The organism is Streptomyces avicenniae (assembly GCF_000719135.1).
GTDB classification, from domain to species: Bacteria; Actinomycetota; Actinomycetes; order Streptomycetales; family Streptomycetaceae; genus Streptomyces; species Streptomyces avicenniae.
In genome coordinates, this window is record NZ_JOEK01000002.1 from 266,753 (window position 1) to 287,609 (window position 20,857).

Below are 20,857 nucleotides of genomic sequence, written 5' to 3' on the forward strand. Positions count from 1 at the left end.
GGAAAGTTCACCCCGCGCGTGAACCATCCCGCGCCGCGCCTCGTGGTCCGCGTGTGGGTGACGAACGACCGCGCGGCGGGAGCCGCATGCCGGAGGGACCGGGCGTGAGCGTGCGGAGGGCGACGGCGCTGCGTGCGCTGCACGACCGGCACGCCGCCGCGCTGTGGCGGTACGTCGCCTCGCTGACGGGGAGCCTGGCCGACGCGGACGACGTGGTCCAGGAGACGCTGCTGCGGGCCTGGCGCAACCCCGGGCTGCTGGCCGAGGACCCGGACGCGGTGCGCGGCTGGCTGTTCACCGTGGCCCGCAACCTGGTGATCGACCAGGCGCGCAGCGCGCGGCGGCGTCACGAGCGTCCGTCCGCCGAGGAGGTGGAGCGCGTCGAGGACGACCGTACGGACCGGCTGTTCGATGCGATGCTGCTCCAGGACGCCCTGTCCTCGCTGAGCGGGCACCACCGCGAGGTGATCGTCCGCGCCTACTACGGGGGCCGGAGCACGGCGGAGGTGGCGCGGGAGCTGGGCATCGCGGAGGGCACGGTGAAGTCGCGTCTGCACTACGGGCTGCGCGCCCTGCGGTTGGCGTTCCAGGAAAGAGGGGTGACACGGTGAGCGGGACCGGCCACGAGGGTTTCGCCGACTGGGACGCCGCGTACGTGCTCGGCGCGCTCACGCCGGAGGACCGGCACGCGTACGAGGCCCATCTGGAGGAGTGCCCGCTGTGCCGGGACGCCGTCGGGGAGCTGGCCGCGATGCCGGGGCTGCTGGCCCGTACGCGCCCTGCGCCCGCGACGGACGCCGAGGCGGAAGCAGACACGGGCTCGCCGCCCGACGACCTCGTGGACCGGATGCTGGTGCGCGACACACGGTGGCGCGCCGGTCGGCGGCGGGTGCGGGTCCGGGTGGCGGCGGGCGCGCTGGCCGCCGCGGTCGCGCTGGCCGTGCTGGCGGGTGTGCCCTCGGTGCTCGGGACGCGCGACGCCCCGTCCGACGCGGTGTCGGTGGCGCTGGAGCCGACCGGGGCGACGCCGATGACCGTCGATGTCCGGCTGGACCCGGTCGCCTGGGGCACGCGGCTGTCGGTCGAGTGCGGCTATCCGGAGGGCACGGCCTGGTCGGGGCCCGGCGGCCCGTGGTCGTACGCGCTGGTCGTGACGGACGCCGACGGTGCCACGACCCAGGTCGCGACCTGGCAGGCGGTGGCGGGCAGGACGATCACGCTGGACGCGGCCACCGCCGTGCCGGTGGAGGACATCGCCTCCCTCTCGGTGGTCACGGCGGGCGGCGACGACCTGCTGACGGCCCAGGTCCCGTAGCAGCCGGTCCCGAGGTGAACCGATGAGGCCGCGGTCTCGTGTCCTCGTCGGATCGCACGGGCGGTCCGCGGAGCGAAGGGACACACCGATGAGGACGAAGCTCACCCTGGGGCTGGCCACGGCGGCGATCACGCTGCTCGGCCTCACCGCCTGCTCGTCGGACGACGACGGCGGCGACGCGTCGGCGTCCGACGACAGCTCGGCATCGCAGGAGAGCACGTACACCGACCCGACGCCCGCCGAGGACGAGGCACCCCCCGCCGAGGAGACGGCGGCGGGCACCGCGCTGGCCACCGCGGACACCGCGCTCGGCACGATCGTGGTGGACGGCGAGGGCCGCACCCTCTACCAGTTCGACACCGACACGCAGGGCGGCGACGCGTCCACCTGCGAGGGCCAGTGCGCCGACAACTGGCCCGCAGTCCCCGCCGAGGGCACGCCTGAGCTGGACGGGGTGACCGGCGAGGTCGGCACGATCACCGGCATCGACGGCGAGCCGCAGCTCACCCTCGACGGCTGGCCGCTCTACTACTTCGCGGGCGACGAGGCGGCGGGCGACACCAACGGCCAGGCGGTCGGCGGCGTCTGGTGGGTCCTGACCCCCGCGGGTGAGCCGATCCGCGACTGACGCGGGCCGGCGCCTGGCGGCGGTACGCGGGCGCGTACCGCCGCCGGATGCTGGACAGCGCCGCCTCTTCCGGCGCGCCACGCCGTAGGCTGGGCGGCGCAGCTGGTTCGCCCCGTCCGCCAGGCGGGAGGCGTCGTAAGAGGGAACCCGGTGGGAATCCGGGACTGCCCCGCAGCGGTGAGCGGGAACGAACGTCGTCATACGCACTGGGCCCGGCCGGGTCTGGGAAGCGGCGGCCAGTAGGAGTCCTCACGTCGTGAGGACGCGCCCGCGAGTCCGAAGACCTGCCCGCTGCCCGTGCGCGCACCACGCGCGCGCGGACATCCCGGTGACCTCGTGGGCGGGTCGGCGTACATATCGGAAGGACGGCCGCGCCTTGCCGCGCGCGCCCGCGCCGCCCGGTCCGTCACCCTTCACGCCCCGTCCCGTCGCCGGGATCTCAGGGATCCGTCTCGTGAAGGAGATCTCCGTGACCATCAAGCCCGCAGCCGCGGCAGCACGGGCCACCGTGTACGGCTACCCGAGGCAGGGACAGAACCGGGAGCTGAAGAAGGCGATCGAGGGCTACTGGAAGGGCCGCGTCACCGCCGCGGACCTCCGCTCGGCCGCCGAGGGACTGCGCCGCGCGAACTGGCGGCAGCTCGCCGAGGCCGGTGTGCACGAGGTGCCGACCGGCGACTTCTCGTACTACGACCATGTGCTGGACGCCTCCGTCATGGTCGGCGCCGTGCCCGAGCGGCACCGCGCGGCCGTGGCCGCCGACGCCCTGGACGGCTACTTCGCGATGGCGCGCGGCACGCAGGACGTGGCGCCGCTGGAGATGACGAAGTGGTTCGACACCAACTACCACTATCTGGTCCCTGAGTTGGGGCCCGACACCGTGTTCACCGCCGACTCGGCCAAGCAGGTCGCGGAGCTGGGCGAGGCCCGGGCGCTCGGCCTGACGGCAAGGCCCGTGCTGGTCGGCCCGGTCACGTACCTCCTGCTCGCCAAGCCCGCCCCCGGCGTGGCCGCCGACTTCGACCCGCTCACGCTGCTCGACCGGCTGCTGCCGGTGTACGCGGAGGTCCTGGCCGACCTGCGGGCGGCGGGCGCGGAGTGGGCGCAGCTGGACGAACCGGCGCTCGCGCAGGACCGTTCCCCGGCCGAACTGGACGCGGCGGCCCGCGCGTACGCGTTCCTCGGCGAGCCGGCGGACCGGCCGAAGCTGCTGGTCGCCTCCTACTTCGACCGGCTGGGCGAGGCGCTGCCCGTGCTGGCCAAGGCGCCGGTCGAGGGCCTGGCGCTGGACTTCACCGAGCGGTCGGCCGCCAACCTGGACGCGCTGGCCGCGGTCGGCGGGCTGCCGGGCAAGCGCCTGGTCGCCGGTGTCGTGAACGGCCGCAACGTCTGGATCAACGACCTCGCCGCGTCCCTCACGACGCTGGGCACGCTGCTCGGGCTCGCGGAGCGGGTGGACGTGGCCGCGTCCTGCTCCCTCCTGCACGTGCCGCTGGACACGGCGGCCGAGCGGGACATCGACCCGCAGATCAGGCGCTGGCTGGCCTTCGCGCGGCAGAAGACCGCCGAGATCGTGACCCTCGCCAAGGGCCTGGCCCAGGGCACCGACACGATCGCGGCCGAACTCGCCGCGAACCGGGCCGACCTGGCCGCCCGCGCGGGCTCGCCCCTCACGCGTGACCCGGCCGTCAGGTCCCGCGCGGCGGGGGTCACGGACGCGGACGCGCGCCGCTCCGCGCCGTACGCCGAGCGCGCCGTCGCGCAGCGCGCCCTCCTGGGCCTGCCGCTGCTGCCGACGACGACCATCGGCTCGTTCCCGCAGACCACCGCGCTGCGCACGGCGCGCGCCGACCTGCGCGCCGGGCGCATCGACACGGCCGGGTACGAGGAGCGCGTCAAGGAGGAGACGCGGGAGGTGATCGCCTTCCAGGAGCAGGCGGGCCTGGACGTCCTCGTGCACGGCGAGGCCGAACGCAACGACATGGTGCAGTACTTCGCCGAGCAGCTCACCGGCTACCTGGCCACGCAGCACGGCTGGGTGCAGTCGTACGGCACCCGGTACGTCCGCCCGCCGATCCTGGCGGGCGACATCTCCAGGCCCGAGCCGATGACGGTGCGCTGGACGGCGTACGCGCAGTCGCTGACGAGCCGCCCGGTGAAGGGCATGCTCACCGGCCCGGTGACGATGCTGGCCTGGTCGTTCGTGCGCGACGACCAGCCGCTCGGCGACACCGCCCGTCAGGTCGCCCTCGCCCTGCGGGACGAGGTGGCCGACCTGGAGGCGGCCGGGACGTCCGTCATCCAGGTGGACGAGCCCGCGCTGCGCGAGACGCTGCCGCTGCGCGCCGCCGACCACGCGGACTACCTGGCCTGGGCGACCGAGGCGTTCCGGCTGAGCACCGGCGGCGTGCGGCCGGACACGCAGATCCACACGCACATGTGCTACGCGGAGTTCGGCGACATCGTGCAGGCCATCGACGACCTCGACGCCGACGTCATCAGCCTGGAGGCCGCGCGCTCCCACATGCAGGTGGCCCGCGAGCTGGCCGCCCACGGCTATCCGCGGGAGGCCGGGCCCGGTGTCTACGACATCCACTCGCCGCGCGTGCCGAGCGCAGAGGAGGCCGCGGCCCTGCTGCGCACGGGACTTGAGGCGATCCCGGCCGAGCGGCTGTGGGTCAACCCGGACTGCGGCCTGAAGACCCGCGGCTGGCCGGAGACCCGCGCGTCGCTGGAGAACCTGGTGACGGCGGCGCGTGCCGTGCGCGGGGAGATCTCCGCGTCCTGACGCGTGCGGTCGTGCCGCGCCGCTCCCCCGGGGGCGGCGCGGCACGGCCGGTCACCAGGCGGGCTTGCGTCCGCTGGCGTAGCCGCCGCCCTTGGGGCGGTCCTCGAAGTGCAGGTGCGGGCCGGTCGTGTTGCCGGTCACGCCCACCTTGCCGAGCTGCTGCCCGGCCTTGACCTTGTCGCCCTTGCCGACGGCGCGGTGGGAGAGGTGGCAGTAGACGTAGAGGCGGCCGTTGTCGGCGTTCAGGCCGATCCAGGTGCCGTACGAGCCGCCGTCCCCGTCCGACCAGGCGATGGTGCCGGAGCGGACGGCGACCACCGGGGTGCCGGTCGGCGCCGGGTAGTCGTCGCCCGTGTGGTAGCCGGCGCTCCAACTGCCGCGCACGCCGTAGGCCGTGCCGATCCTGGTGTGGCCGCTCACCGGGGACGCCACGCGCCCGCCGCCCCCGTGGGTCCCGCTGCCGAGGCCGAGACGCCGCATGGTCTCGGGTCCCGGCAGGCCGTCCGCGTCGCCGCCGCTCCAGCCCTGGTCGCGCTGGAAGGCGCGGCAGGCGGCCTTCGTCTCGTCGCCGTAGAAGCCGGTCGCGCCGGACGGTATGCGGTGCCCTTTGCCGATCAGTGCCTTCTGGAACGCGACGACGCATTTCGTGTCGGTCGCCCCGAAGGACACGTGGTCGAATTCGATCGTGGCCATGTCTTTTCCCCCTGTTTTCCTGTGGTGTTCGTGCTGGTGACGCGTTGCGCGTGCCGTCGGATCAGCTCGCGGGGACGCGGAGTCGGTCCCAGGTCACCCTGCCGGGTATTCCGTCGGCGTCGGCGCCGGAGAATCCCAGCTTTCGCTGCCAGAGCGCGTACGACTGCCGGTGTTCCTCGCCCCATTCGGGGCCCGGCCGAGCGGTCACGCCGTAGCGGTCGCACCGTTCGGCGACCAGGCGCCGCCCCATGCGGGCGATGACCTCGCTGCGCCGTCCGGCGCAGAAGAAGCCCTCGCCCGGGTAGGCGGCGTATCCGGCTGCGGGCTTCCCCTGGGCCGGGTCAGGAGCCGGTACGGGCGGCGCCGCCAGTCGCCTCGCGACACGTCCGCGCATCGCCTCCATGGAGAACCCCCTCGGGTCCACCTTTCCCGGCTGCCACTCCAGGTGACCGATGACGGAGCGGTGGCTCCAGCCGTGCGCCCGGCACAGGGCCGCCGCCGCGCGCTCGATCGCGAGCAACTGCGCCTCGGGCCAGGGATCGCGTCCGTCGCCGAGGTTGACGCACTCGAAGCCGTAGAAGTGGGTGTTGCCGTCCGTGTCGGCCACGGTGTCGGGCGGCAGCGCGGCGCGTTCCGCGACGACCGCGTCGAGGACGCGCCGGTCGCCGCGCCCGGCGTGGTTCGCGCGGCCGTGGCCGACGAGGTGGACGTGCCCCTCCTTGTCGATGACGCCGTGGCACAGCGGTCCCGGCAGGGCCGCGTGGCCGTCGTAGCACAGCGCGACGCTGCTGGCCGTGCCGCGGGTGACCGTGTGGTGGATCATGACGCCGTGGACCGGCCCCCAGGGATTCCCCGAGGCGGCGCGGTCGTGGGTACGCCAGTCGCGTACCTCGTGCACCGTCAGGCCCTCCCCGCGCAGTGCCCCCAGGACCCGGGCCGCCGTCAGTGGGGTTGCCATTCCCTTTCCCCTCCCGATGAGCGAACGAGGGTCCCCGGTTCGGTTTCCCCTCGCCTTCCGCTACTCATCCTCCGGGGTATTCGGCGGATTGTCCTTGACGATGGTTATCCGCATTCTTGACTTTGCCGCACCTGCGGACGCATTCGCCGTCCGCCACAAGGGGAAGAACCGCACCGTGAACCACAGGAATGCAAAGGCGTGACAGGCGTGGAGGGCGCGGGAACGGGGTCGGGAAGGGAGTGGGGGCGGCCGTGCCGCGAGGTGGAATCCCGCCGGGAATTCAGGAGATTCGGTGTCCGTCACGTGACGGCGGCGGGGTGGGCAGCGTGTGGCGACGGTAGTCCCGGGGCGGCACGCCGTGGACGGCGCGGAAGGTCCTGGAGAAGACGGCGGCGTCGGTGAATCCCCAGCGGGCCCCGATCTCCTGGACCGGCACGGCACGCTGCGCCGGGTCGGCGAGGTCCTGGCGGGCGCGTTCGAGTCGCTGGCTGCGGATCGACGCGGCGGGGGTGTCGTGACCCAGGGCGCGGAGGATCCGGTGCAGGTGCCCGAGGGAGATGTGGTGGGCGTCGGCGACCGACCGGGGCGTCAGCGCGGGGTCGTGGAGGTGGCCGCGGATGAACGACTGGACGCGCAGCGCCAGGGCGTGGCTGCGGGTCTCGGGCGGGAGGCGGTCGTGTGCGTCGAGGCGTTCGGCGAGGGCCGCCGCCAGGAGGTCGAGCACGACCGTCTCCAGCCGGAGCAGGCCGGCGGGCCGGTACGTGGCGGCGTCCCGCACCAGGCGCGTGAGGAGTCCGAGGAGCAGGGCGCCGACGCCTTCCCGCCAGGACAGCCCTTCGGTGAGCAGCTGCTCCACCCGGCCTCCGGGCAGCGGCAGCAGCCTGCGGGGCACCTCGACCCCGATGATCCGGGTGGTCACGTGGTTGCGGCAGTCGAAGGGGCGTGACGGGTCGGTGACGAACAGCCCGCCGCCGCGGTGGACCTCGCGCCGTCCGGCCTGGGCGATCTCCATGACCCCGTCCAGCATGCAGGTGACGTGGTAGGTCCCGGGATCGAACTGCCTGATCAGTGCGGGGGTCCGGTGGAAGGACATCGGCGCGGCCATCCCCGGCCACACCCGCACCTCGCCGACCTCCACGACGGAGATCTCGGCCTCGAACCGGTCGAGGTGGTCCACCCGCATGTCCATCGGGCACAGGGCCTGCGCCATGCGCTCGCGCCACCAGGCGAGGCGGTCCTCGGCGGGGAGATCCCCGGTCCGTGACATCAGCACGTTCACCACACCCCCAGGAGGACGGGAGCCAACGGGCTTTGGGCTTTCCTGGTCACCCGAGAGGTTAGGCGGGGCGCGTAAACAGATGATGGACGCGCGGCCCGGACGGCGCCGGGGGGCGGGCGCAGCGAGCGGGGGCCTCGGGGCGACTCACCGGAGGCGGGACGGCGTCGGCCGCGCTTGCCCGGCTACGGGAACGGCGCGTTCTCCTCGCCACTCTCAACGTATAGCGCAAGGGGGGCCTTGCGGCAAGGCCCCCGTCGTGCCGCACAATCGCACTCCTCAGCCGGAAGTCACCGAAATGGGAGATTCACCACGTGCGTGCGCATATGCCGATCGCCGGGCCGGGCGGGACCCCGGGAGCCGCTGCCACGGACCCCCCGTCCACCAGCGCGTTCGCCCTCCCCGAGCGCCTCGCCGCCAAGGCCGACCCGGCGCTCGTCGCCGCCGACGAGGCGCACTTCGCGGCCGTCGCACGGAGCCTGCGCGAGGCCGTCGCCGAGCTGTCGGGCCAGCTCGACGCGGCGCGCCTGGCGCCCGGCGGCGTCGGCCGGGCGGCGATGGACCGCGACACGGAGGTCCACCGGCTGACGGGCCGCCTGCGCGCCCTGCGGCGCTTCGGGCTCGACCTGTGCCTCGGCCGGGTCGTCCACGCCGACGACCCCGAGCCGGTGTACATCGGGCGCCTCGGCCTCACCGACAGCACGGGCCGCCGCCTGCTGCTCGACTGGCGCACGCCCGCCGCAGAACCGTTCTTCGCCGCGACCCACGCCCACCCGCAAGGGCTGCTCAGCCGCCGCCGCTACCGCTGGACCGGCGGCCGGATCGCCGACTACTGGGACGAGGTCTTCACCGAGGAAGGGCTCGAAGGGCACGCCGCGCTCGACGACCAGTCCGCGTTCCTCGCCAGCCTGGGCGGCAGCCGTTCCGACCGGATGCGCGACGTCCTCGCCACCCTCCAGGCCGACCAGGACGCGATCATCCGCGCCGGGTCGCGCGGCGCCCTCGTCGTGGACGGGGGGCCGGGCACGGGCAAGACCGTCGTGGCGCTGCACCGCTCCGCCTACCTCCTGTACTCCGACCCGCGCCTGCGGCGGCGGCGCGGGGAGGTGCTGTTCGTCGGCCCGCACGAGCCGTACCTCGCCTACGTCGCCGACGTCCTGCCCAGCCTCGGCGAGGAGGGCGTGCGGACCTGCACGCTGCGGGACCTGGTCCCCGAGGGGGCCACGGCGGCGCCGGAGGCCGACCCGGAGGTGGCGCGCCTCAAGGCGTCGGCCGAGTTGGTGAAGGCCGTCGAGCGGGCCGTCCGGGTGTACGAGGAGCCGCCCACGAAGGGGATGACGGTCTCCACCGAGTGGGCCGACATGTGGCTCGGCGCGGACGACTGGGCCGAGGCGTTCGACGCGCCGGGGCCGAGCACGCCGCACAACGAGGCGCGCGAGCTGATCTGGGACGCGCTGGCCGAGATCCTCCTGGACAAGTACGGCGCGGGGGACGACGAGGACGTGACGCCCGACGCGTTCCGCCGGGCGCTGACGCGGGACGAGGACCTGGTGACGGCCCTCCATCGCGCGTGGCCGCTGCTCGACCCGGCCGACCTCGTCGGGGACCTGTGGACGGTGCCCGCCTATCTGCGGCTGTGCGCCCCCCGGCTCGGGCCCGACGACGTCCGCGCGCTCCAGCGGGAGGACGCGCGGGCGTGGACGGTCTCCGACCTGCCGCTGCTCGACGCGGCGCGGCAGCGGCTCGGCGACCCGGCGGCCGACCGGCGCAGACGTCGCCGCGAGGCGTCCGCGGCGGCCGAACGCGCGCGCATGGCCGACGTCATCGACCACATCGTCCACGCGGACGCGGACGGCGAGGGCGCCGTGACCATGCTGCGGGGCGCCGACCTCCAGGACAGCCTGGTGGACGAGGCCGCGCTGCCGGGCGCCGACCGCGAGCCCCTGTCCGGGCCGTTCGCGCACATCGTGGTGGACGAGGCGCAGGAACTGACCGACGCGGAGTGGCAGATGCTGCTGCGGCGCTGCCCGTCCCGGAGCCTCACCGTCGTCGGCGACCGCGCGCAGGCGCGCGGCGGGTTCGCGGAGAGCTGGCGGGAACGGCTGACGAGGGTGGGGCTCGACCAGGTCACCGTCACCTCGCTCGGCATCAACTACCGCACGCCGAAGGAGGTGATGGCGGAGGCCGAGACCGTCATCCGGGCCGCGCTGCCGGACGCCAACGTGCCGGTCTCCGTGCGCGGCACGGGCGTCCCCGTCACGCACGGGCCGGTCGCGGACCGGGACGCGCTCCTCGACGCCTGGCTCGCCGCGCACGCGGAGGGGATCGCCTGCGTCATCGGCGACCCCACGTACCGGGCCGCGTCGCCCCGCGTGCGGTCGCTGACTCCGGCGCTGGCGAAGGGACTTGAGTTCGACCTGGTCGTCGTGGTGGACCCGGACGCCTTCGGCGACGGCGTGGCGGGAGCGGTGGACCGCTATGTCGCGATGACGCGTGCCACGCAGCGGCTCGCCGTCCTCACGAGCCCCTGACGGGGGCCGGGCGCCGCCACCGGTGGAGCAGCCGGGCGGCGCACACCGCGAGCGCCACGGCGGCCGGGGGCACGGTCCACCACGGGAGGCCGGTGAGCAGGGCGGCGATCCCGACGGCGAAGGGACCGGCCGCCACGACGCCGAGCATCAGGTTGCCGTACGGCCGCCAGGTGAACGGCCGGTGGTCGAGGGGCCTGGCCAGCCGGACCGCGCCGAACCCGAGCAGCAGGGCCGCGAGGAGGGCGGCGCCCGTGCCCGCGGCGGCCGTCATCTGGGGCTCGTCGCGCGGTTCGTCCGACGTGCTCTGCCGGGCGTCGTCCCTGCTGAGCGCCATGACACGGCCGCGCCAGACGGTGCCGGTGACCTGCTCGCCCGGCCGGAGCCGGTCCAGGACGGGCCCTTGGTCGCCGAACCTGACGGTGCCGTTCCAGAAGTCCGTCCCGTCGAGGGTCGCGTCGAGGCCCCTGGGCTCGGTGTCCGTGTCCCGGACGGTGAACGTCACGGTCCGCAGGCAGTCCTCCCACCCGCCGGTCGCCGCCGGGCCGGGGCACGGCTCGGCGGCCCCGTAGTCCCGGTAGCGGTCCATGGTGGAGGGGAGCCAGTCGGTGAACGTCATGTGGCCGAGCCAGGCAGGGAACAGCGACAGCGCGATCAGCGCGACGCCCACCAGCCGCGCCCTGACGGGTGAGCGCCGCGTGGCGGGGGGCTCGTGCGTCGTGCCCGTGGTCGTGTCCTTCACCGTCGCCCCCGCCTCTCCCCCGTCGCGTGCCGCCCTCAGCCTCTCCTGTCCGGAAGGCGGTCGGCCACCGGGGCTGTCGGCACGTCCTGGCCGCCTCTCCTTTCCGGCTTCCGGCAACTCACGGGGCCGTGGTCGCGGCGTGGGCCTTCCGCAACAGGTCCGCGAGCACGTCCGCGGTCTGGGCGCCCGAGGCGGTCCAGCGCCCTGCGACGACGAAGGAGGGCACCGCGGAGACGCCGAACCGCGTGGCCCGCTCCTCGTCGGCCCGCACGGCGTCGGCGTACGCATCGCCCGCCAGGACGGCGCGTACGGGGTCCGCTTCGAGCCCGGCCTCCCCGGCGAGGGCGAGCAGCGTGGGGTGGTCGGACAGCGAGGCGCCCTCCTTGGTGTACGCGACCATCAGCCGCTCCTGGAGCCGCCCGGCGAGGCCAAGGCTCTCGGCGTGGTGCACGAGGCGGTGCGCGTCGAAGGTGTTGGACGGGCGCGCCAGGGCCAGGTCGTAGTCCAGCCCCTCGTCGGCGGCCTGGGCGCTCACCCCGGCGAGCAGCCGCGCGGCCTGCCGGGGCGGGATGCCCTGGCGCCGGAGCATCCGCTCGGGGATGGTCTCGTCGGTGACGCGCGGGGCGGCCGGGTCGAGTTCGAAGCTGCGCCACCGCACCCGTACGGCCTCCCGCAGCCCCGACAGGTCGAGCGCCTTCTCGAAGCGGCGCTTCCCGATGAAGCACCAGGGGCAGACGACGTCGGTCCAGATCTCCACGCTGATCTCGTTCATGGCCGGGACCCTAGAGGCCGTGGCTTTCTCCTGGTAAGCACCCACCTGCGGGTAAGCCCCGGCCCCACGGGTACGCGCGCAGGCCGGACGGCCGGGCGGCGCGGCGGACATGACGCGTGTCACAGCCCGCGCGCGCCCGGCGGCGTCGGCCGCCCGCCGTCAGCCGAGCGCCTTGCTCAGCCGTGCGGCCTCCAGGGTGATCCGGCTGCCGCCGCCCCGGGCCGCTATCTCCGCGACGACGCGGGACAGGTCGTCGCCCGACGCGCCGTCGCGTGGGGCGCAGCGGGTGGCGAGGGCGAGCAGTTCCGGCAGGCCGGAGTGCCGGGAGCCGTGGGCCGGGGGCTCGGTCAGCAGCAGGGGCAGGGCGGCGGCCAGGGCCCCCCAGACGGCGGCGCGCGCCCCGGCGTCCGCGGCCTCGGCCAGCCCCGTGGCGAGCCTGCTGCCCTTGACGGCGCCCCGGTGCGCGGCCTCGGCGGCGAGGCGTCCGAGGAGCGGCGGGTCGATGCGGCCCTGGGCGGCCAGGCTGAGGAGGGCTTCGGCGGCGGCCGTGCGGTCCTCGGCGTGCCGGGCGGCCAGGCCGTGGGCCACGGCGAGGTGGACGGCGGGTCCTGCGTGCCCGCGGCAGGTGGCCAGCACGGGGAGGACCGCGCCGAACGCCCATTCGTCGCTGTCGGCCAGGCTGGCGAGCGGGGCCTGTATCCGGGTGGCGAGGAGTTCGGCGTGCTGCGGGGCGACCCAGGGCCACAGCGCGTGCTTGTCCGGCCAGAAGACCTCGTCGATGAGATGGTCGGGACCGGCCGAGGCGAGCAGCCGCGAGAAGCACGCGTCGAGCGGCAGCGGGACGGCGGTGGCGGCCAGGCGCACCTGGAGCCGCCGGGACGCGCGCCAGAGGGCCCAGCCCTGGCGCTTGTCCGCCGTGGTGCGGATCGTGGTGACGGCCGTCGCCGTCACGGGGGCCCGGTCCCGCAGCCAGCGGGCGGTGTCCTTCGCGGCGGCGCCCCCGACGCGATCGGCGGCGGCTGCCCACCGTTCGGCGTCGGCGGGGTCGTCGGGCACGGTGAGCCGCAGCAGGGCCTGGCCGAGGTCCGCAGGGCCGGGCTCGGTGGCGTGCGCCTCGTGCGCGCGCAGCCGGTCCAGCAGGTCGGCGGGGTCGAGGGTGCCGTCGCCGCTGCTCGGTGTCGCGAGCAGGCAGGGCCAGGCCCGTTCGCCTGGCTCGGCCACGTTCCGCGCGATCTCGTCGAGGCGGGCGGCGAGCACGTCGCCGTACGGCGAGTGGCTGCGGGGCGCGTCGGTGCCCGCCCTCGCCAACAGCGCCCGGGGGCCGGTGTCCCCGGCAGCCGCGGCGACGACGGCGGCGACGTCGCTGCCCGAGATGTCGCCCCGGCCGCGCCAGCCCGCGAAGGCGCGCGTCTGCGTGAGGGGCGCGGCGGCGGCCCGCAGCGCGGCGGGGTCGCGGTGCGCGAGGTGGACGACGGCGGCCAGGGCGCGTTCGAACGCCGTGGCGTCGCCCCGGCCGGTGAGCAGCACGGCCAGTTCCTCGACGAGTTCAGCCGTGGTCCCCGGGGGTGCGGGGAACGGCGGGACGACGTGGGCGGGCAGCGGGTCCGGCTCCTCGTCCGGCCCTGCCTCCGCGGGCTCCTGCGGCAGGCCGAGCAACTGGGCCGCGCGCGCCCGCAGTTCCGGGTCGCCGAGGGTGGCGGCGGCGTCGCGCAGTTCGTCGGGCGCCGTGCCGCCGGTCCGCTTGAGCAGCCGTTCGGCGAGGCGCCAGGCACGGGTCGTCAGCAGGGTGTCGTCCAGCGCGAGCGCCCCGGCCAGCGAGCGCAGGACGGCGGGGACGGCGTCCTGGCGGGCCGCGGCGCTGTTCAGCAGCTGGAGGTGCGCCTTGTGGAGCTTCTTCTCGGTGCGGAAGAAGACGGCGTCGCTGGCCTCCGTGAGCTGTTCGGGCGTCAGCAGGCCCGCGGCGTCCAGCCGGAGCAGGGCGGCGTGGGCGTGCGAGGCGACGACGGAGGGGGTGTCGGACAGGAGCCGCAGCAGGTCGGGGGCGCGCGCGGCGTCCTCGGCCGGGGTCGGGGCCAGGGCGTCGAGGAGGTCGAGGGCGAAGCCGGTGTCGGCGGGACGCCCGCCGCGCAGGAGCCGTGACGTGCCGAGCGCGAGGAGCGTCGGGCGGTCGAGCGTGCCGTCGGCGGCGAAGGTGGCGAGGCTGCCGGTCCACGAGTCCTCGGGCCGTTCCGACCCCCAGGGGGACCGCAGGGCGGTGCCCAGCTCTTCCACCTCGAACAGGCGCGGCAGGAGGACGGGGAGGAACGCGTCGGCCCGCAGCACCCCGCGCAGGTCACCGGCGAGCGGCAGCGCGGCCCTGATGTCCTCCGGCGCGTCGAGCGCCCGGCGCCCGCCGTGCTCGGCGAGGAGACGGCGGCTGCGGACCCAGGCGCTGACGAACCCGTCGGTGGTCGGCACGGGCGCGCCCGAGGAGCGGACCAGGAGTTCGGCGACGATGCCTTCCTGGTCCTCCCAGCGGTCGGGGCGGCGCTCGGCGAGCCGCGCGGCGACGTCGGCCTGCCAGGCGGGGTCGCGGCGCGCCAGGACGGTGAGGAGGGCGCGCAGCCCCCGGGGGTGCCAGCGCTGGAGTTCCCTGGCGCCGAGCCAGCGGGCCGCCTCGGCGGGGGAGGTGAACGCACCGGCGGCGGCGACCACCAGCCCGTTGCGTGCATGGGTGTGCTCCCGGTCCCACGGCCGGAAGCTGCGCAGGCTCGGGCGCAGTGCGCGGGCGGCCTCGGCGGCTGCCTTCCTGCCCGCCGCGTCGAGCGGGGCGAGGAGACCGGCGAGTTCGCCGACCCGTCCGGCGGCGATGGCGTCGCGTATCCGGCTCGTCGTCGCGGCGGCGTCTGCTGGGCTGGTCACGGTGTTCGTTCCTTCTGGCCTGACGGGGTGGCGAGGGGCTGGGCGCCGCGCGCGTGGAGCCGGACGGCGAGGGCGTGGCTGCACGGCCCGCGACCGCCCCGGTAGGTGGCCCACCAGCGGCAGGTGCAGCTGAGCCGGTCGCCCGCCGTACGGACGAGGTGCAGGTCGCCCTTCGAGCCGCGCACGAGCGCCGTGCCGCCCGGCTGCGGGGTCACGGCGCCCTCGGCGAGCAGGGCGCGGGCGGCGCGCAGCCGGGGGTTGTGCCGCTCGACGCCGTGGGCGCTGTAGGGCAGTTCGCGGTGGAAGTAGGCGGCCTCGGCCGTGTCGTAGCCGATGCGCCCCGCCGTGCCGAGGCGGGTGAGCGCGGCGGAGACGCGTGCGGTGTCGAGGCCGGACTGTTCGGCGAGCGAGGCGATGTCCACGCGGGGTTCCCAGGCCAGCAGGACGGACAGCAGGTCGGCGTCCTCGGCCGTGCCGTCGGCCGTCAGCGCGTCGAGCACGGCGCCCTCGCCGGAGAAGCCGCGGTCGGTCTCGGGGGAGAGCATCAGCGTCAGCCGCATGCCGGGCAGCGCCAGCTCCCACGCGGAGGCGACGGGCCCGGGCGCGGAGGGGCCCGTGGGCGGGCCGTAGACGCGCAGCGCGGTGGCGTACCGCAGGACGCGCTGGAGCGCGGCGAGGCGGTGCGGGCCCGGGAGGCAGACGGCGCCGGGGACGGCCTTGCTGGTGGCCCGCAGGCCGCCCCGGGCGGGGACGAACCAGCGCGGCGGCGCAGGACCGGCCGCACGCGGCAGTCCGCGCAGGAAGCGCACCGCCTCGGCGGCGGACAGTTCGGCGCGCAGGTCGAATCCGGAGGCGATGACCTGGGTCTCCGCGAAGCCGCGCAGCCACCGGTCGGGCAGGGGCACCTTCTTCTCCAGCACCGGGCCGTCCAGCGTGGTGACGGCCAACTCGTCGGGCCCGACCCGCAGGTGGAGCGGGTCCGCGGCGCCCGTGCGCGCCAGCGCCTCGCGCAGCGGTCCGTTGACGTCCACGTTGGTCGTGCCGTGGCCGACGTCGGCGCCGTCGAGCCCGGCGCGCAGCACGTCGAGGCGGGCGTGGACACCCCCGCAGCCGGAGAAGGACTCGAAGCGCAGCCGGTCGCCGTTGCCGGTGACCACCGGGTCGAGCAGGGCGGGGGCTCGCGGGTTCCGGTACCGGGCGGCGGCGACGTCCGCGACGGCCAGCAGGCCCGCGGCGGCCGTGCGCGGGCTCGTCAGGAAGCCGCTGAAGAAGGACGGGTGGGCCCGCGCGCCGCCCGGGGTCGCCCCGCCGGACGTCTCCAGCGCGAGACGTCCGCCGCCCGGTGCGTCGTGCAGCGCGGAGGGCCGCAGATAGGCGAATGCCTGTTCGGCTTGCGTCATACGCAGGACAGTACGGCCCACCACTGACAGCCGGGGGCGACGGCGTGTCAGACCCCGGGTTCCAAGATCATCCCGCCGTACGCTGGGGCGGCGCCCGGCCCCCTCTGGGGGCGCACCGCACCACGAACCCGGAGGCGACATGCGCCCCATCCCGCTCGTGTCCCGCGTCCTCGCCCGCCCACCGCTGGCGGGCAGCTACGCCGCCGCCGTGGCCCTGGTGCTGCTCGCGCTCTGCCCGTTCCTCGTGCTGACGACGGCGACGTCCCTGATGGCGCCCGCGCTGCTCCACGACCTGCACGCGACCCCGTTCGAACTCCAGCTGGCCGTCGGGCTGTCCAACGCGGGCTACGCCTTCGGGGCGGTGGCCGCCGCCGACCTCATCCAGCGGGTGCCGAGGCGGCACGTCTACTTCGTGTGCGAGGCGGGCTTCGTCCTGGCGGCGGTGGTGGCGCTCAGCGCCCAGGGGATCGCCCAGTTCAGCACCGCGCTCATCCTCCTCGGCCTGTTCACGGGGCTGCTGCTGGTCGTCGCGCTGCCTCCGCTGATCACGCGGCAGAACCTGGACGAGCTGCCCACGACGGCCGCCGTCGTCTCGGTCGGCCTGTTCGGCATGGTGACCCTGGGGCCGCTGGTCGGCGGGCTCATCGGTGACACGGGCAACTGGCGGCTGCTGTTCACCGTCATCGCGCTCCTGGCCGCCGCCGGTCTCGTCATCGGGTTCCTCAGCTTCGCGCACAACCCGCCGCTCTCGCCGGGCGCGGGCTTCGACTGGCTCGCCATCCCGCCCGCGCTCGCCGTCACCGCCCTGCCGTTCTTCGGCGTCTCCTGGCTGACCCGCTCGACCTTCGGCAGCCTCGTGTTCCTGCTGCCCGTCATCGTGGGCGTGGCGATCGGCGTGGTCCTCGTGGCCGGGCAGTACCGGGCGAAGAACCCGCTGATGCCCGTCAAGCCCATCAGCAACACGCTGCCGGTGGCCGGGATCGCGGGCGCCATGCTGGCAGGGGCCGCGTTCACGACGCTGATCGAGCTGAGCGAGTCCTTCCTGCTGGAGGGGCCGCGCTACACCCCCGTCAAGGTCGGCTCGCTGCTCACGCCCCAGCTCCTCGGGGTGCTGATCGGCGCGCTCATCTTCCGGCGCGTGCTGTTCACCCGCTGGACGCCGCTGCTGGCGCTCTCAGGACTCCTCAGCATCGGGGTGGCGGCGCTCGTCCTGCTGACGCTCACCGAGTCCAACGCCTCCGTCATCGTCCCCGTCGCCGCGCTGTTCCTGGGCTACGGCGCGGGGGCCGGTGTGACGCCCGGGCTGTTCCTGGCCGGTCTCTCGGTGCCTGCGGTGGCGATCGGCTCGATCTTCGCGCTGGTCGAACTGCTGCGCTCCGAGGCGGCGTTCCTCATCGGCCCGGTGCTGCTCCACTTCGCCGAGGACAAGGGCATCGCCGACAGCGGCTACCACGTCACGGTCGCCATCGTGCTGGCGATCACCGTGGGCGGTGCGCTGCTCCTCGTCGGGCTCTACGCCATCAGCGGCGCCCGGCCGCGCCGCCCCGACATGCGCGCGTGGATGGGCGGCAAGAGCGCCGCCTACCACTCCCCGCCGCTGGCCGCCCGGTTCCGTAAATCCTGACCGGCGCGGCGCGCGTCTGCCAGGATCGGCGGATGTTGAGAGTCGGATCAGTGGTGCTCGGTGTGTCGGACGTGGCACGTGCCGCGGCGTTCTGGGGCGAGGCCCTGGGCTATGTGCCGCGCGAGGAACTCGACGACGACTGGGGGGTGTTGGTGCCCGCGGAGGGGACCGGTGTACAGGTGGCGCTCATGGAGAGCGCGACGCCGCCGCAGGGCCGTCCCCGCGTCCACCTGGACCTGTACGCGGGGGACGCGGCCGACCAGGCCGCCGAGGTGGAGCGGCTGGTCGCCCTCGGGGCGCGGCGGGTCGCCTGGGATCTCTACCCGGATGACCCGGACTTCGTCGTCCTGGCCGACCCCGACGACAACGTCTTCTGCGTCATCGACACGAGCCGCGGCTGAGGGCCGCGCTCAGCCGCGCCGCGCCGACATGCGGCCGGGGAAGCCGAGGCGACGGCCGCGCGCGCGCGACCGCAGCACGAGCGCCACGACGAGGGGGGCTCCGAAGAACACCACGAGCCCGGCGCCGATGTTGGCGTCGGCCGTCGCCCCGGTGAGCACCCGCCAGCCCGCCCCCGTCACCGCACCCGCGACCACCAGGGGGACGAGCACGCCCCACCACTGGCGGCGCATCCGTCCCGCCACCGTCGCGGCCACGAGCGCCCCGGCGCTCACCACGGCGACGAGCGCGCCGCCGATCCCGGCGAAGTCCTCGACCACGTCGGGGACGTCAGGCGGCGGGACGACGTGCCCCAGCAGCGCGGGGTCGGCGGTCGTGTCGTCCAGGGGGCCGACGAACCCCCACACGGCGACGGGTACCGAGACGACCAGGGCGACTGCCGCAGCAGCGAGTAAGCGTCGTTCATGAGCCATGTCCGCCAGTATGCGCCCGTACGGGGGACGGGCGGGGGACGGGCGGGAGCGGCACGGTCAGCGGTCCGTGCGGGCCAGGTCACGCAGGACCTCGCGGGCCGCGCGGGTGCCGGAGGCGAGGGCGCCCTGCACCGAGCCGGTGGCGCGGTGGTCGCCGCACACGTACCGGCCGCGTCCGACGTCCCGCGGGCTCGGACGGCTGAGCGGCTGGGGCGGCGGCATGGCCGGGAGGGCGCCGGGCACCTCGCGGGTGGCCACGGATCCCCACGCCGCGGTGTCCGCGCCGTAGACCTCGGCGAGCACGGGCAGCAGGGCGGCCTCCCGTCCGGGGCTGTCCAGGCCCAGGACCGAGGTGGCGATCAGGCTGTGGCCCGGCGGGGCGTACTCCGGGACGGCCTCGCTGAGCACGCAGGTGTTGAGGAGGCGGCGGCGTGTGTCGGTGAGGAGGACGGGCTCGGGCAGCGGCGAGCGTGGGGCCGCGTGGTAGTAGGTGGTGACGGTCCGGCAGTCGGGCACCGGCAGGGTGGGCAGCAGGTCGGCGGCCGTGGCCGGGTCCGTGGCCACGACGACGGCGCGCGCCGGGAGTTCGCCGCCGTCCGCGAGACCGGCGCCCTCCTCGGTGAGGCGGGCCACGGGCTGTTCGAGCCGGAGGGTGTCCGGGGGCAGCAGGGCGGCGAGCTGACGGGGGACGGCGTCGATCCCGGCGCTCGGGAGGGACGGCGTGCCGCGCAGCATGCTGCGCCAGACGAGGTGGAAGACCCGGCTTGAGGTGACCAGTCCGTCTTCGAGGAACACCCCGGCGAGGAAGGGACGGAAGAACGTCTCGACGAACGCGTCGGTGAATCCGGCGGCGGCCAGGGCGGCGTGGGTCGTGCGCTCGGGTGCCGTCTTGAGGCGGCGGGCCGGGAGGAGGGCGTCGGCGGCGGCGAGGCGGGCCAGGGCCAGCAGGTCACGGGCGCCCGCCGTGCGGCCGGGCAGGAGGGCGGCGGCGCGGCGCGGGTCGCGGGTGGGGTCGGTGAGGCGCAGGCGGCCGTGCGGGGTGTGGAGGAGGACGCCCCGGGTGAACGGGCGCAGCCGCAGGGCGGGCCGGTCGAGCCGCCGCCTGACCTGGGGGTAGGCGGTGCTGAGGACCTGGAAGCCGCGGTCGAGGGTGAAGCCGTCGTGCCGGTCGGTGCGCATCCGGCCGCCGACGCCGTCGGACGCCTCCAGGAGGGCGACGCGCAGCCCGGCGCGCGAGAGGTCCAGGGCGCAGACGAGCCCGGCCACCCCCGCTCCGACGACCAGGACGTCGGGTGCGGCGCGGCGTGCGGGCATGGTGACCACCGTTCTTCCGCCTCGGCGGGCGCCCGCGGCGGCTGGCGCGGGCCCCTGGGATCCTCCATCGTGCACGCCGGGGAGGCGGGACCGTGGCCGCCGCGCGGGCCGCGCGCCACGGGCCCGGCCACCGGCTCCGTGGTCATCGCCTCACCAAAGGTGAATAAAGAGATCTCAATATGATTCAGTTCGTGACGGCCGCGTAACGAAGGGGTTTACCGGCGATCCGCCCCCCATACGCTCGCCGGACAGCACCACTTGTTCAAGGGGAATCCATGCGCACGTCCATACGCCTCGCCCTGCCCGCCCTCGTCGCGGCCTCGGCACTGACGCTCACCGCCTGCGGTGGCGACGACGCCGACGACGGCGGTGACAGCAACGCCGCCGCACAGGAGTCGGGCGGCGCCGCCGCGGACGAGTCCGCCGAGGAGGAGACCCCGGCCGCGCCCGCCCCGACCGTGGACGACCTGCGCGGCGACTGGTACGCGGACCCGGACGCCCAGGAGTCCTCCACGAACATCGCCTTCTACGGCGCCGAGGCGGCGCTGTACTTCGACATGTCCGTCGAGGGCGACGGCTGCCTCAGCGGCTCCTACACGGACGGCACCCTCGCGTTCACCCAGTGCTTCAACGCGGCGGGCGAGAGCGCGGACGACCGGAGCGCCGAGCTGACGCTGAACGAGGACGGCACGCTCGACGTGGCGTGGGCCTCAGGGACGACCGAGACCTACACCAACACCGTCCCGGACGGCGTGGGGTTCAGCGAGGAGGACTTCGCGGACGTCGAGGACATGATGAGTGACGTCGAGGAGGAGCTGCTGGGCGGCTGACCGCCCCTGCCGCACGATCGGAGCCGACCGGGCACGCGCCCGGTCGGCTCCGGCTTTTTCCCGCCGGACCACGGGTGGGCGACGTGACGCGAACCCGACAACTCGAACACGCACCGTCACGACGCACGCCCGCCGCCGCCCTGCTCGCGCGGCCCTGGCAGCGGCCGGTCCGTCACCCCGCGCCCCCCAAACGGGATACGCCGCCATGTTCCGGCC

The 20,857-nt window shown here is 75.3% G+C and carries 17 protein-coding genes and 1 riboswitch; of the genes, 8 read left to right on the top strand and 9 right to left on the bottom strand.

Annotated features, from left to right (window positions below):
- The first annotated feature begins 104 nt into the window (after positions 1-104).
- The 4 genes from IF27_RS05300 to metE all read left to right on the top strand — a co-directional run bounded on the left by IF27_RS05300 (position 105) and on the right by metE (position 4,731).
- Positions 105-611 carry a sigma-70 family RNA polymerase sigma factor gene (locus tag IF27_RS05300; protein ID WP_223290924.1) on the top strand — a complete coding sequence of 169 codons (507 nt, stop codon included), beginning with the start codon at positions 105-107 and terminating at the stop codon, positions 609-611.
- The gene (locus IF27_RS05305) at positions 608-1,315 is read left to right on the top strand and encodes an anti-sigma factor family protein (RefSeq protein ID WP_052848180.1); all 708 of its coding nucleotides are present in this window, start codon (positions 608-610) and stop codon (positions 1,313-1,315) included. Before IF27_RS05300 ends, IF27_RS05305 begins: the two co-directional genes overlap by 4 nt.
- Before the next feature lie 88 nt (positions 1,316-1,403).
- A complete protein-coding gene (locus IF27_RS05310; protein WP_052848181.1) occupies positions 1,404-1,943 on the top strand; it encodes a COG4315 family predicted lipoprotein in 540 nt (179 codons plus the stop codon).
- Positions 1,944-2,042: 99 nt separating this feature from the next.
- A riboswitch (cobalamin riboswitch) is annotated at positions 2,043-2,237 on the top strand.
- 175 nt (positions 2,238-2,412) lie between these two features.
- The gene (gene metE, locus IF27_RS05315; RefSeq protein ID WP_052848431.1) at positions 2,413-4,731 is read left to right on the top strand and encodes a 5-methyltetrahydropteroyltriglutamate--homocysteine S-methyltransferase; all 2,319 of its coding nucleotides are present in this window, start codon (positions 2,413-2,415) and stop codon (positions 4,729-4,731) included.
- A 51-nt stretch (positions 4,732-4,782) separates the two neighbouring features.
- On the opposite strand, the gene IF27_RS05320 is transcribed toward metE, so the two are convergent.
- From IF27_RS05320 to IF27_RS05330, 3 genes are all read right to left on the bottom strand, one after another.
- Positions 4,783-5,424, bottom strand: coding sequence for a peptidoglycan DD-metalloendopeptidase family protein (locus tag IF27_RS05320; protein ID WP_052848182.1), 642 nt, complete (start codon positions 5,422-5,424; stop codon positions 4,783-4,785).
- A 61-nt stretch (positions 5,425-5,485) separates the two neighbouring features.
- Positions 5,486-6,382 carry a peptidoglycan-binding protein gene (locus IF27_RS05325; protein ID WP_052848183.1) on the bottom strand — a complete coding sequence of 299 codons (897 nt, stop codon included), beginning with the start codon at positions 6,380-6,382 and terminating at the stop codon, positions 5,486-5,488.
- Between the two features lie 280 nt (positions 6,383-6,662).
- Positions 6,663-7,649, bottom strand: a complete 987-nt coding sequence (locus IF27_RS05330) for a helix-turn-helix transcriptional regulator (protein WP_190232818.1) — start codon at positions 7,647-7,649, stop codon at positions 6,663-6,665.
- Between the two features lie 335 nt (positions 7,650-7,984).
- Between IF27_RS05330 and helR the strand changes: the two genes are divergently transcribed.
- The gene (gene helR / locus IF27_RS05335) at positions 7,985-10,189 is read left to right on the top strand and encodes an RNA polymerase recycling motor ATPase HelR (protein WP_052848185.1); all 2,205 of its coding nucleotides are present in this window, start codon (positions 7,985-7,987) and stop codon (positions 10,187-10,189) included.
- Here helR and IF27_RS05340 read toward each other — a convergent pair.
- The 4 genes from IF27_RS05340 to IF27_RS05355 form a co-directional block, all read right to left on the bottom strand.
- The gene (locus IF27_RS05340; RefSeq protein WP_190232819.1) at positions 10,176-10,928 is read right to left on the bottom strand and encodes a hypothetical protein; all 753 of its coding nucleotides are present in this window, start codon (positions 10,926-10,928) and stop codon (positions 10,176-10,178) included. The two genes, helR and IF27_RS05340, sit on opposite strands and share 14 nt — an antisense overlap.
- 118 nt (positions 10,929-11,046) lie before the next feature.
- On the bottom strand, positions 11,047-11,700 hold the full coding sequence (locus IF27_RS05345; protein ID WP_052848186.1) for a DsbA family oxidoreductase: 654 nt from the start codon (positions 11,698-11,700) through the stop codon (positions 11,047-11,049).
- Between the two features lie 159 nt (positions 11,701-11,859).
- Positions 11,860-14,601: a DUF6493 family protein gene (locus IF27_RS05350; RefSeq protein WP_052848187.1), complete on the bottom strand. Its 2,742-nt coding sequence runs from the start codon at positions 14,599-14,601 to the stop codon at positions 11,860-11,862.
- Complete coding sequence (locus IF27_RS05355) at positions 14,598-16,001, bottom strand: SWIM zinc finger family protein (protein WP_052848188.1); 1,404 nt, start codon at positions 15,999-16,001, stop codon at positions 14,598-14,600. Before IF27_RS05355 ends, IF27_RS05350 begins: the two co-directional genes overlap by 4 nt.
- 139 nt (positions 16,002-16,140) lie before the next feature.
- On the opposite strand from IF27_RS05355, the gene IF27_RS05360 reads away from it, so the two are divergent.
- Complete coding sequence (locus IF27_RS05360) at positions 16,141-17,625, top strand: MFS transporter (RefSeq protein WP_052848189.1); 1,485 nt, start codon at positions 16,141-16,143, stop codon at positions 17,623-17,625.
- A 32-nt stretch (positions 17,626-17,657) separates the two neighbouring features.
- The gene (locus tag IF27_RS05365) at positions 17,658-18,026 is read left to right on the top strand and encodes a VOC family protein (protein WP_052848190.1); all 369 of its coding nucleotides are present in this window, start codon (positions 17,658-17,660) and stop codon (positions 18,024-18,026) included.
- Positions 18,027-18,035: 9 nt separating this feature from the next.
- Here the strand turns inward: IF27_RS05365 and IF27_RS05370 are convergent, their stop codons facing one another.
- Together IF27_RS05370 and IF27_RS05375 are read right to left on the bottom strand one after the other, a co-directional pair.
- A complete protein-coding gene (locus IF27_RS05370) occupies positions 18,036-18,497 on the bottom strand; it encodes a hypothetical protein (protein ID WP_190232820.1) in 462 nt (153 codons plus the stop codon).
- 57 nt (positions 18,498-18,554) lie between these two features.
- Positions 18,555-19,811: an NAD(P)/FAD-dependent oxidoreductase gene (locus tag IF27_RS05375; protein WP_052848433.1), complete on the bottom strand. Its 1,257-nt coding sequence runs from the start codon at positions 19,809-19,811 to the stop codon at positions 18,555-18,557.
- 275 nt (positions 19,812-20,086) lie between these two features.
- Here IF27_RS05375 and IF27_RS05380 point away from each other — a divergent pair, with 275 nt between their 5' ends.
- Positions 20,087-20,641, top strand: a complete 555-nt coding sequence (locus tag IF27_RS05380; protein ID WP_052848192.1) for a hypothetical protein — start codon at positions 20,087-20,089, stop codon at positions 20,639-20,641.
- Positions 20,642-20,857 lie beyond the last annotated feature (216 nt).

Coding starts and splice junctions, on each gene's coding strand:
- IF27_RS05310 (WP_052848181.1), top strand. CDS start 1,404: ATGAGGACGAAGCTCACCCTGGGGCTGGCCACGGCGGCGATCACGCTG.
- IF27_RS05320 (WP_052848182.1), bottom strand. CDS start 5,424: ATGGCCACGATCGAATTCGACCACGTGTCCTTCGGGGCGACCGACACG.
- IF27_RS05325 (WP_052848183.1), bottom strand. CDS start 6,382: ATGGCAACCCCACTGACGGCGGCCCGGGTCCTGGGGGCACTGCGCGGG.
- IF27_RS05330 (WP_190232818.1), bottom strand. CDS start 7,649: ATGTCACGGACCGGGGATCTCCCCGCCGAGGACCGCCTCGCCTGGTGG.
- helR (WP_052848185.1), top strand. CDS start 7,985: ATGCCGATCGCCGGGCCGGGCGGGACCCCGGGAGCCGCTGCCACGGAC.
- IF27_RS05345 (WP_052848186.1), bottom strand. CDS start 11,700: ATGAACGAGATCAGCGTGGAGATCTGGACCGACGTCGTCTGCCCCTGG.
- IF27_RS05355 (WP_052848188.1), bottom strand. CDS start 16,001: ATGACGCAAGCCGAACAGGCATTCGCCTATCTGCGGCCCTCCGCGCTG.
- IF27_RS05360 (WP_052848189.1), top strand. CDS start 16,141: ATGCGCCCCATCCCGCTCGTGTCCCGCGTCCTCGCCCGCCCACCGCTG.
- IF27_RS05365 (WP_052848190.1), top strand. CDS start 17,658: ATGTTGAGAGTCGGATCAGTGGTGCTCGGTGTGTCGGACGTGGCACGT.
- IF27_RS05370 (WP_190232820.1), bottom strand. CDS start 18,497: ATGGCTCATGAACGACGCTTACTCGCTGCTGCGGCAGTCGCCCTGGTC.
- IF27_RS05375 (WP_052848433.1), bottom strand. CDS start 19,811: ATGCCCGCACGCCGCGCCGCACCCGACGTCCTGGTCGTCGGAGCGGGG.
- IF27_RS05380 (WP_052848192.1), top strand. CDS start 20,087: ATGCGCACGTCCATACGCCTCGCCCTGCCCGCCCTCGTCGCGGCCTCG.